Origin of the sequence: Cyanobium sp. BA5m-10, from assembly GCF_024346255.1 — a bacterium.
Lineage (GTDB): Bacteria > Cyanobacteriota > Cyanobacteriia > PCC-6307 > Cyanobiaceae > Cyanobium_A > Cyanobium_A usitatum.
The window spans coordinates 1-9,231 of sequence record NZ_JAGQCP010000070.1; the positions used below are offsets into that span (position 1 = coordinate 1).

The 9,231-nt window shown below is 63.4% G+C and carries 8 protein-coding genes and 1 tRNA gene; 7 read left to right on the forward strand and 2 right to left on the reverse strand.

What is annotated here, in order from left to right:
* Nucleotides 1-31: 31 nt before the first annotated feature.
* From KBY85_RS14785 to KBY85_RS14795, 3 genes are all read left to right on the forward strand, one after another.
* Nucleotides 32-103, forward strand: a tRNA-Thr gene (locus tag KBY85_RS14785).
* 249 nt (nt 104-352) lie between these two features.
* Entirely contained in the window at nt 353-1,702 is a 1,350-nt protein-coding gene (locus KBY85_RS14790) for an aldehyde dehydrogenase family protein (RefSeq protein ID WP_254962227.1), read from the forward strand.
* Nucleotides 1,703-1,827: 125 nt separating this feature from the next.
* The gene (locus tag KBY85_RS14795; RefSeq protein WP_254962223.1) at nt 1,828-3,276 is read left to right on the forward strand and encodes a LysM peptidoglycan-binding domain-containing protein; all 1,449 of its coding nucleotides are present in this window, start codon (nt 1,828-1,830) and stop codon (nt 3,274-3,276) included.
* 40 nt (nt 3,277-3,316) lie between these two features.
* Here KBY85_RS14795 and KBY85_RS14800 read toward each other — a convergent pair whose 3' ends face one another.
* Together KBY85_RS14800 and KBY85_RS14805 are read right to left on the reverse strand one after the other, a co-directional pair.
* On the reverse strand, nt 3,317-4,822 hold the full coding sequence (locus KBY85_RS14800; protein ID WP_106502001.1) for an ATP-dependent DNA helicase RecQ: 1,506 nt from the start codon (nt 4,820-4,822) through the stop codon (nt 3,317-3,319).
* A gap of 62 nt (nt 4,823-4,884) precedes the next feature.
* The gene (locus KBY85_RS14805; RefSeq protein WP_254942585.1) at nt 4,885-5,925 is read right to left on the reverse strand and encodes a hypothetical protein; all 1,041 of its coding nucleotides are present in this window, start codon (nt 5,923-5,925) and stop codon (nt 4,885-4,887) included.
* Between the two features lie 150 nt (nt 5,926-6,075).
* Here KBY85_RS14805 and KBY85_RS14810 point away from each other — a divergent pair, with 150 nt between their 5' ends.
* The 4 genes from KBY85_RS14810 (at nt 6,076) to KBY85_RS14830 (ending at nt 9,091) form a co-directional block, all read left to right on the forward strand.
* Complete coding sequence (locus KBY85_RS14810) at nt 6,076-6,285, forward strand: photosystem I reaction center subunit IV (RefSeq protein WP_106502000.1); 210 nt, start codon at nt 6,076-6,078, stop codon at nt 6,283-6,285.
* 108 nt (nt 6,286-6,393) lie between these two features.
* On the forward strand, nt 6,394-7,239 hold the full coding sequence (locus tag KBY85_RS14815) for a DNA-formamidopyrimidine glycosylase (protein WP_254962225.1): 846 nt from the start codon (nt 6,394-6,396) through the stop codon (nt 7,237-7,239).
* Between the two features lie 17 nt (nt 7,240-7,256).
* Nucleotides 7,257-8,660, forward strand: a complete 1,404-nt coding sequence (gene mtnC, locus KBY85_RS16025; protein WP_315859998.1) for an acireductone synthase — start codon at nt 7,257-7,259, stop codon at nt 8,658-8,660.
* Entirely contained in the window at nt 8,657-9,091 is a 435-nt protein-coding gene (locus KBY85_RS14830; protein ID WP_254962226.1) for a DUF4440 domain-containing protein, read from the forward strand. Before mtnC ends, KBY85_RS14830 begins: the two co-directional genes overlap by 4 nt.
* Nucleotides 9,092-9,231 lie beyond the last annotated feature (140 nt).

Sequence of the window (9,231 nt, forward strand, 5' to 3'; positions counted from 1 at the left end):
GTTCAAATCCAACCCGGCCCACCTTCCACATGCCCTTGTAGCTCAGTGGTAGAGCACTCCCTTGGTAAGGGAGAGGTCACGAGTTCAAATCTCGTCAAGGGCTTACAAAAAGAGGGGCTGGCACCGCCCCTCAAACACAGTGGTACACCGGCTGCATTTGGGTGACCCTTCTCTGCCTGATCGTGGAAGACCAGGTCTTGTTCCTGCAGCTGCTTTGCAAGATGCTGCAGTGGTTGGCCTGGCTCTGAGCAACCGAAACCGCAAGCAATTTGCCAGCTTGGGCTGACACGCGGCCCGCCCCTTGACCTCCGCCCCAAGCGCCACCCCGCTGCTTGCCACGCCGATCGCGACGATGCGGGCACCCGTCAGCACGGGCCTCACCCGCAGCCTGGCCTGGCGGCTGGAGCAGCTAGATCGCCTGGAAGGCCTGCTGCGCGATCAGGAGGCGGCAGTGCTCGAAGCCTTGGCGGCCGACCTAGGCAAACCGCCCCTCGAGGCCACCTTTGAGCTGATAGCGGTGCGTCAGGAGCTGACCCTCACCCGGCGTCAGCTGAAGCGCTGGATGGCACCGCGGCCGATTGGGCTGGATCTGGCCCTGCGGCCCGGCCAGGCCTGGGTGCAAACCGAACCTCTGGGCTGCGTGTTGATCATCGGCCCCTGGAACTACCCATTCCATCTCTGCCTGCACCCCCTGGTGAGCGCCCTGGCGGCGGGCAACACGGCCGTGCTCAAGCCCTCAGAACATGCTCCCCACATCTCCGCACTCCTGGCCCGCTGCCTACCCCTGGCCTTTCCAGCCGAGGTGGTGCAGGTGGTCACCGGCGATGGGGCCGTGGCAGCCGAGTTGCTGGAGCAGCAGTTTGACCACATCTTTTTCACTGGCGGCGGCCGGGTGGGCCGGCTGGTGATGGCCGCCGCCGCCCGCCATCTCACCCCCGTGACCCTGGAGCTGGGCGGCAAGAGTCCGGCGATCGTGCTTGCCGATGCCGACATCGCCACCAGCGCCAAGCGCCTGGCCTGGGGCAAGGGTCTCAATGCTGGTCAAACCTGCATCGCTCCCGACCACCTGCTGGTGCAACCAGCCGTGCGGGAAGCGCTAGTGGCAGCTATCACCGCCGAATGGCAACGCTTCTATGGCAGCGATCCCCTCGCCAGCGAGGACATGGGCTGCATCGTCAATGAAGTCCAGTTCCAGCGGCTGGAGGCCCTGCTGGCGGGGGCCCGCAGCCGCGGCCAGGTGCTGGCGGGGGGGCGCAGCGATCCCAGCCGCCGGCGCATCGAACCCACCTTGGTAGCAATCGAATCCGGCGACGATCCGCTGATGCAGGAGGAGCTATTTGGCCCAATCCTGCCCGTGCTGGCAGTAGCCAACCTGGAAGCGGCCCTGGCCGAGGTGAGGGCAAGGCCCAAGCCCCTTGCTCTCTATTTGTTTAGCCACGATCGAGCCGCCCAGCAGCGCACCCTGGACACCACCAGCTCGGGTGGCGTCTGCTTCAACGATGTAGTGATGCAGGCGGGTGCGGCGGCCCTGCCCTTAGGCGGCGTCGGCGAAAGCGGCATGGGCAGCTACCACGGCGAGGCTGGCTTTCTAACCTTTTCGCACCGGCGCACGGTGCTGAGGCGCCCCTTCTGGCTGGATCTGCCCTTCCGCTACCCCCCCTATGCGGGCAAGTTGGCCCTGGTTAAGCGGCTGCTGGGCTAACTGGTGCACGGCGATGGGGGGGGCGAAGGCAGGGCGATCAGAAGCTTTGATGCGCCGAAAGCAATCCGGGGACTGGATGGGACGAGGCAACGCCCTTAACGTTCCCGTACCTACACGTGGTGCCGATGCGTCGCTCACTTGCCGCCCTGGCCCTAGCGATGGTGTTGCCCTTCCCGGGTCTGGCCCCTGCGGCAGCCCTGGCAAACGTGGTGGTAAAGCCAGGCGAAACCCTCTCGGAAATTGCCGACCGCCACGGCGTCAGCCTCACCCGACTGATGCAGGCCAATGGCATCACCAACCCCAACCTGGTGGTGGCGGGCCAGAGCTTGCGGCTCCCAGGCAGTAGCGCCGCTGGCGCTGGGAGCTCCAGGGGCGCCAGTGTCACCGTCCAGCCCGGAGATACCCTCTCCGACATCGCCGATCGCCAGGGGATCAGCCTCAACCAGTTGATGCAGGCCAACGGCATCACCAACCCCGACATGGTGGTAGCAGGCCAAAAGCTGGTGCTACCTGGATCTCGCCGGGCAACTGCCGCCGCCTCTCCCCGCGAGCTGCCCACCGCCCCTTACACGGTGAAAAGTGGTGAAACCATCTCAGAAATCGCCGATCGCTTTGGCACGAGCACTGAGCGCCTGATTCAGTTAAACGGGATCAGCAATCCAAATCTGGTGGTGGCGGGAACACGCCTGGCCATCCCTGGGCGTCCGTCCTCATCGGCCGCCCCCCGCAGCACAGCGGCCCCGCGCAACGCCAAGGAACACGTGGTGCGCAGCGGTGAGAGTCTCTCCACCATCGCCGACAGCTATGGGCTGCCGGTTGAGCGGCTGGTTGCCATCAACAAAATCGATGACCCCGATCTGGTGATGTCCGGCGCCCGCCTGAAACTGCAGGCCCCGCCTCCGGTGAAGGCCACTCCAAAGCCAGCCACTCCAAAGCCCGCCGCCGCCCAAGCCAAACCGCAGACCAAACCCAATCCCAAGCCGGTGGCAACTGCAACTGCAGTGGCAACGCCAGTGGCCGTGAAAACGCCAGCACCCAAACCCACTCCCCGGCCCACACCCTCCGTTCAGCAGCCCATACAACAGGCCATACAACAACCTGTTCAACAAGCTGTTCAACAGCCAGTGCAAAAGGCTGCTGAGAGGGCTGTACAACCCGCAGTACAACCAGTCGTACAAGCGGCGGTCCAACCGAAAATCCAACCCACTCCGAAGCCCTCCCCAGTCGTTGCCACGCCGATCGCCAAAGCCTCAACCACTTCGACTACCGCAACCACCTCCCCCGCCAGCCGGCCGAGCACTGGCAGCAAGCCCAGCAGCAGCAAGCCTCAGGGTCCCGACTGGCGCAGCTACGGCCCGCTGCAGGTGGACTGGGCCAACTGGCAGCCCATGGGGGGCAGTTTTGTAGCCCCAACCCTTAATAGCGATGGCAAGCCCGTTTATTTGGCAGTCAACTGCGGAGCCCGCAAGCTCAATGCCACCAGCCAATCAGGCCAATGGAAAAGCTGGGATGCACCCCAGAGCGACTTTGAGGAGCAGCTAATCAGCGATATCTGCAAAGCCCGGGCCAGCTAATCCAACCGGCTAGCCAAGCACCACCAATCAGGCTGCCCAGTCAGGCAGCCCAGTGAAGTGGCCAGGGCTGGCGCACGTAGCGCCGGCCCGAGGCGCGCAGATAGAGACGCTGGGCGCCGTCATCGCTTTCGCTGAGCAATTCCTCCTGGGCCAGCCGCCGCAGCAGCCACCCCCAGCTCGCTTCTTGCTGCTGTCGCTGCTCAACCGACACGGCGGATGCGAGCTCCTCAGCCAGGTTGCGTAGATCGCGGCCGGGACGAAGCTCCAGCACCTCCAGCGCCTGGTGCGCCTCAACAGACCAATCCCGACTTTCACGGGGACTACGGCAGTTATCGCAACGGCCGCAGGCGGCCGCCAGTTCCCCTACGGCCAGCAGCAGCGCCTGCTCCCGGCAACCCTCGCCCTCCGCCACCGCTTCCATCCGCCGCAATTGTTGCTGGGCCAGCTCCAGCCGTTGCTGGTCCTGCTGGCGCTGGGCCCCCACGCCCCGAATTGCCCAGCCCAAGCTGGTGCGATCAGCCGAGTCGTAGAGCACCAGACAGCGCGCCAGTTCCCCATCCCGGCCGGCCCGGCCCGATTCCTGCAGATAACCCTCCGGACTGGCCGGCAGGTCCAGGTGCAGCACTAGTCCCACATCCGATCGGTCCACTCCCATGCCGAAGGCCACGGTGGCCACCAGCACCGGCCGCGGCTGCAGCTGGAAATGCTCCAGGGCCAGCTGGCGGCTTTCGGGGTCCATGCCGGCGTGATAGGCGATCGCCTCCACCCCGACCCCTGTCAAGCGAGCCGCCCATTGCTCCACCGAGCGGCGGGTGCGCGCATAGATCAGCACGGCGCCCCGGGATGCCCCCAGCTCCGCCAGCACCAAGGGCAGGGGATCGGGCGGGCGCACCTGCATGCCATACACCAGGTTGGTGCGGCGGGCCGAACGCACCTGGATCAGCGGTCGCCGCAGCTGCAGCAGGCGAATGATGTCGGCGCGCACCTGGGGGGCTGCGGTGGCGCTGAGCGCCACTAGGGGCACCCCGGGGCACTGAGCCCGCAATTGGCCTAGGCGGCGGTAATCGGGGCGGAAATCATGGCCCCAGGCGCTGATGCAGTGGGCCTCGTCCACCGCAAGCGCCACCAGCTGGCCGCTCTCCAGAACGTCGTCGAGCAGCTGGCGGGTGGCTTCCCCCTGCAGCCGCTCCGGGGCCAGATAAAGCAGCCGCAGCCTGTGATCGCGCAGCCGCTGCAGCAGCTGGCGCCGCTCCGGCAAGGCCAGGCCGCCATGCAGGCAGGCGGCAGGGATGCCTCGGCGTTGCAACTGGCTCACCTGGTCCTGCATCAGGGCAACCAGGGGTGAAATCACCAGCACCAGCCCACCACGCACCAAGGCGGGCAGCTGATAGCAAAGCGACTTGCCACCGCCGGTGGGCAGCACGGCCAGGCAGTCCTGGCCGGCCAGCAGGGCCTCCACCACCGGCCGCTGACCGGGACGGAAATCGGACCAGCCAAAATGGCGCTCCAGGGCCAGCGCCAGGGGATCAGCGGGGCCAGAAGGCAATTGGGCCCTACCCGTAGTGCTCACTGACCATAGCGACCACCAGATGCGGTGCTAGGGGCCGGTCATGGCAGGGGTGGTGGCGGTAGCTGCTCCGGTGACTCCTCCACTAGTTGCAAGCGCACCCGCTTGCCCCCCGCCAACTCCCCCAGGGACACCCGCAGGGTGCTGCCGCTGAGCGACTGCAAGGCAGTGAGCAGTTCGCGCAGGTGGGGCGTGCTGCTGCCGCTCTCCACCCAGAGGCGCTCCTGCAGGCCCCCGAGCCGCCGCCAGCTGGTGTGCAGCTTCAGCACGGCACTCTCAAGGGCCTGGGCCTGGCCCACCGCATCGGCCAGCAAGCCCAGGGCATCGAGTCGTTGAGCCTCCTGCAGCGCCTTCTCGAAATCCAGCTCCCCCTGCTGAAAAGCCCGCACCGCCAGAGCTGCCTCCGCCGCCTTGCTCAACCAACGGGCCGTGCAGGTCACCTCCTTGACTCGCTCCAGCTCCGGCTCCTCACGCAACACCTTGCGCAGGTCCTCCTGCTGGTCTTCTGGCAACTTGGCCAGCTCCTTCACCAGTGGAGCCACAGCCCGCGGTGGCAGGAGATTGTCAGCTGTGCGCTGGCGGATCTCCTCGGGCAAAAGGGGGCTGGTGGCGGCTGTGAACTCATCACTAAGACGGCGCACTTGCTTGCGGGTGATCTGCTGACCCTCATTGGCCGCCTCGCTGATCATCTGCTGCACCTCCGGGTCGGCCTGGGCAGTCTCCAGAAAGGCCCGCTTCGAAAAGTTGTTGACGCTGGTTTCCTCAAGCAGGCCGCCACCCACCAAGCTCTCAGCCGACTCAGCCAGCTGGATCAAGGTGTAAGCACGGGTCTTGCTGATTTCCCGCTCCCGCAGCCACTGCAGGAAGCCCGTGCCTCGCCCTTCGCCGCCGCGCTTCTCCCGGTCCCGCACCGCCGCCAAAATCCGCCCGCGCCAGATTTCGGTCTGCAGGTCAAAGCGGTCGCACACGGCCCAGGCTTCTTCAAGCCTGGCCAGAAATTCCATCGTGCTGATGGTGTCGCTTTCGGGGTCGGGCAGCTCGAGGTTGAGCACCGGCGGCGCCGGGACCTCCATCGGGTCCATGGCCATGGGAAAGGACGGGCTGCTGTGCTGTCGATGGTGCCATGGGCAGCCAACGTCTCACCAAGGGCGACGAATCGTGACGCCCTTGGTGAAGCCCACCTCCTGCGCGGGTATCTTCGCTCTGGCAGCCACCCGATCTAAAGCGCAGCGATGGCAATCTCCCGCGGCGACAAGGTGCGCATCAAGCGCCCCGAGTCTTACTGGTTCAACGAAGTCGGCACCGTCGCTTCGATCGACACTTCCGGCATCCGCTACCCCGTGGTGGTTCGCTTTGAGAAGGTGAACTACAACGGCTACAGCGGCTCTGAAGGCGGCATCAACACCAACAACTTCGCCGAGAGCGAACTCCAAAAGGCCTGAACCGCATCAGCCTCTTGGGATCAAAGTTCCAGGACCATCTCCTGGCCTCTCTAAAGCCCGTACAACTTTTGGTTGCGCGGGCATTTTGCTGGGCAAGCGCCTAAGGCAATGCCAGAATTACCTGAAGTTGAAACCGTACGGCGGGGTCTCGAGCAGCAGACCCAAGGCTTTGAGATCAGCAGGGTTGATGTACACCGGGCTAGGGCCATAGCCAGCCCGGTCAACCCCGCTGCATTCGCTGCGGCTTTGTGCGGTTGCCGAGTTGGCACCTGGTCTCGACGTGGCAAATATCTGATGAGCCAGCTCAGTCGAGGGGGGGAGGAGGCTGGCAGCTGGGGCGTGCATTTGCGCATGACCGGCCAATTCCTTTGGCTGGAAACCCCGAAACCGGCCTGCTCCCACACCCGCGTGCAACTGTTTGCTGCCAGCAATCAGGAGCTGCGGTTCGTAGACACCCGCAGCTTCGGCCAGATGTGGTGGGTACCTCCCGGCGCACCGTTGGACTCGGTAATCACGGGCCTGGGGCGGCTGGGCCCCGAACCGTTCAGCCCAGCCTTCAACGCGGCCTACCTGGCCGAGCGGCTGCGGGGCTCGAAGCGGCCAATCAAAAATGCCCTACTGGATCAGGCGCTTGTGGCGGGGGTGGGCAACATCTACGCCGATGAGTCCCTGTTTGCTGCAGGTATTCGACCTGCCACCACCAGCGGCAGCATTGGCGTCTCGCAGCTGGAGCGCCTGCGACAGGCGCTAGTGGAGGTGCTTGAAACCAGCATCGGCGCCGGCGGCACAACCTTCAGCGACTTCCGCGACCTCAAGGGCAACAACGGCAATTACGGTGGCGTGGCCTGGGTCTACAGGCGTGGTGGCGAACCCTGCCGCCGCTGCCACACCCCCATTCAACGCGAGAAACTCGGCGGGCGGAGCAGCCACTGGTGCCCGAGCTGCCAGCATTGAACCAACCGCAAGCTTGCGTGGAAACCGCCGCATCACAAACTGCCGAGTTAGCGCAACAGCTCAGCGCGACGATGGCCGCAATTCATCGCCGCGGTTGGTGCGATGGCACGGGAGGGAACTTCAGCTGCGTTCTGCGGTGGCAGCCGCTGGAGCTGCTGATGGCTCCTAGTGGGGTGGATAAGGGCAGCGTTGCCCCAGAGCAGCTGATCGTGGTCGATGCTGCTGGGGCGGTGCTGAAAGGCACCGGGCGGGCCAGCGCCGAAACCGCCCTGCACCTAGCCCTTGTGGAGACCTGTGGAGCCGGTGCGGTGCTGCACACCCATTCCCAAGCCGGCACCCTGCTGTCCCAGCACTACGCACCCACCAAAGCAGGGGCTGCCTTCCTTGTGCTGCAAGACCTGGAGATGCTTAAAGGACTTGAAGGTGTCGCCACCCATGCCACCAGCGTCTCAATTCCAGTGCTGGGTAACGATCAGGATCTGGAACGACTGCGCAGCAACGCGGAACCGCACCTCGCGGCAGCGCCCTATGGGCTACTGATAGCGGGGCATGGCCTCTATGCCTGGGGCAAAGATCTGACAACAGCTCGAAGACATCTCGAGATTCTGGAGTTTCTGCTGGAGCAACACTGGCGCCAACTATTGCTTCAGGGGCTAAGCGGCAGGCAGCACGGCAGGGCAGTTGTGCAACGGCATGGCGTGAGCAATGTGTTGCTTGACATTGAGGGCACTACCTGTCCGGTGAGCTTTGTTTCAGACACCCTTTTCCCCTATGCGGCTGAACATCTCGGCAGCTTTTTGAACGAACAACACAAGGACCCGCAGGTTCAAGAGTTGCTAGAAGAAGTAGAAAAAGCCTGGGCGGAAGATCCAGACCCCGAAGCTCAGTCAATGCGGCAGCAGGGCCAATCAGAGGGGAGGGACTGTGTTTTGAAGTACCTGCGTTGGCTGATCAAGATGGATCGCAAGCTCGCGCCACTGAAAGAGCTGCAGGGGATGATCTGGGAAATTGGCTATCAGATCGGCAAACTTCAGGGTCCGCTTTTTGAAGATGTACCAGGCGCTCTGCGGCAGTGGCATGCAGCAGGACTTCAATTGGCTGTCTATTCGTCTGGATCAGTTGGAGCCCAACAGCTGATTTACAGATACAGCAGTGGTGGAGATCTCAGGGAGATGTTTGGGGACTGGTTTGACACCCGCGTGGGCAGCAAGCGTGATCAAAGCAGCTACAGAAAGATTGCCGAGTCGCTTGATGTTGCCAGCCACCAAATATTGTTCATAAGCGACACCCTGGCCGAATGCGAGTCGGCGGCTGCGAGCGGCATGCAGGTGCTGCTAAGCATCCGCCCAGGCAATCAGGCACAAGCGGTGAGTCGATTTGAGAGGATCAGCTCATTCCAAGACCTGGAGCTAAACCCATGAACCAAGGCGATAAGGAAATTGATGCCAAAGCCGGGACACCGCAGACAAACGAGCTGCAGTTGATCTGCCTCAACCAAAACCTGCTTGAAAGTGTAGTAAGCGGTGATTGGCTCACCTATTCGAGCCATTGCAGCTTGGACCTCACCTGTTTCGAAGCGGAGACCAATGGAATCCTCGCAGAGGGTCTTTCCTTCCATCAATTCTATTTCGACCTACCAGCAGCAGCGACAAGCAGCCCTTCCGCTCCCATACAGGTGAGCATGGCAAGACCACACATTCGCTGGATCAGCCCCGACGCTGCCGTATTGAGCTACACCCGTCTCACCCAGAAGATGGTCGACGGAGCAGCGGTTACTTCTAGCTGCTGCGAGACGCGTGTTTGGCAGAGAATCGATGGCACCTGGAAACACGTCCACGTGCATCGTTCCTGAAAGTCATTTAATCACCAAGCCCCACCAAGAAGCTTAACCAACAAAAAAGCCACCCCTACGGGTGGCTTTTGAGTAAACCGCCCCATCCTCTTTCAAGAAGATGGGGCAATTTATTTGGATGAATATTTTACCTGGCATCG

Bases quoted from the DNA above. Each gene is read 5' to 3' on its own strand.
- KBY85_RS14790 (WP_254962227.1), top strand. From the start codon at position 353: ATGCGGGCACCCGTCAGCACGGGCCTCACCCGCAGCCTGGCCTGGCGG.
- KBY85_RS14795 (WP_254962223.1), top strand. From the start codon at position 1,828: ATGCGTCGCTCACTTGCCGCCCTGGCCCTAGCGATGGTGTTGCCCTTC.
- KBY85_RS14805 (WP_254942585.1), bottom strand. From the start codon at position 5,925: ATGGACCCGATGGAGGTCCCGGCGCCGCCGGTGCTCAACCTCGAGCTG.
- KBY85_RS14810 (WP_106502000.1), top strand. From the start codon at position 6,076: ATGGCAATCTCCCGCGGCGACAAGGTGCGCATCAAGCGCCCCGAGTCT.
- KBY85_RS14815 (WP_254962225.1), top strand. From the start codon at position 6,394: ATGCCAGAATTACCTGAAGTTGAAACCGTACGGCGGGGTCTCGAGCAG.
- KBY85_RS14830 (WP_254962226.1), top strand. From the start codon at position 8,657: ATGAACCAAGGCGATAAGGAAATTGATGCCAAAGCCGGGACACCGCAG.